The 595-nt window shown below is 51.4% G+C and carries 5 tRNA genes; all 5 read left to right on the forward strand.

Going from position 1 to position 595, the window contains the following annotated elements:
- Positions 1 to 69: 69 nt before the first annotated feature.
- The 5 genes from FD32_RS09320 (at position 70) to FD32_RS09340 (ending at position 532) form a co-directional block, all read left to right on the forward strand.
- Positions 70 to 142, forward strand: a tRNA-Val gene (locus tag FD32_RS09320).
- Between the two features lie 18 nt (positions 143 to 160).
- Positions 161 to 233, forward strand: a tRNA-Lys gene (locus tag FD32_RS09325).
- 42 nt (positions 234 to 275) lie between these two features.
- Positions 276 to 348: transfer RNA gene (locus FD32_RS09330), tRNA-Thr, on the forward strand.
- 10 nt (positions 349 to 358) lie between these two features.
- Positions 359 to 430, forward strand: a tRNA-Gly gene (locus FD32_RS09335).
- Positions 431 to 446: 16 nt separating this feature from the next.
- Positions 447 to 532 (forward strand) — tRNA-Leu (locus tag FD32_RS09340).
- Positions 533 to 595: the final 63 nt, after the last annotated feature.

A 595-nucleotide genomic window follows, 5' to 3' on the forward strand; every position in this document is an offset into this window, starting at 1 on the left:
AAGCTTCAACACGCCGAAAGTAGTTGGGGGATCGCTCCCTGCGAGGATAGGACGTTACCACGCATTCATGGAGGATTAGCTCAGTTGGGAGAGCGTCTGCCTTACAAGCAGAGGGTCACAGGTTCGAGCCCTGTATCCTCCATTGAGCACAAATGCTCATGAGCCGTTAGCTCAGTTGGTAGAGCATCTGACTTTTAATCAGAGGGTCGTGGGTTCGACCCCCACACGGCTCATTGCCAAATGACTAGTGGTTTGGTATAATAACTATTGTGCATGCCGACTTAGCTCAGCTGGTAGAGCATCTGTCTTGTAAACAGAAGGTCGGAGGTTCGACTCCTCTAGTCGGCACTTGTATAATGCGGAAGTAGTTCAGTGGTAGAACATCACCTTGCCATGGTGGGGGTCGCGGGTTCGAATCCCGTCTTCCGCTTTGTCAATTCTATAATGCCGGGGTGGCGGAATTGGCAGACGCACGGGACTTAAAATCCCGCGGTTAGTGATAACCGTACCGGTTCGATCCCGGTCCTCGGCACTTGTTATGCACCCATAGCGCAATTGGATAGAGTGTCTGACTACGAATCAGAAGGTTGAAGGT

The sequence above is a fragment of the Limosilactobacillus panis DSM 6035 genome, assembly GCF_001435935.1.
Classification (GTDB): domain Bacteria; phylum Bacillota; class Bacilli; order Lactobacillales; family Lactobacillaceae; genus Limosilactobacillus; species Limosilactobacillus panis.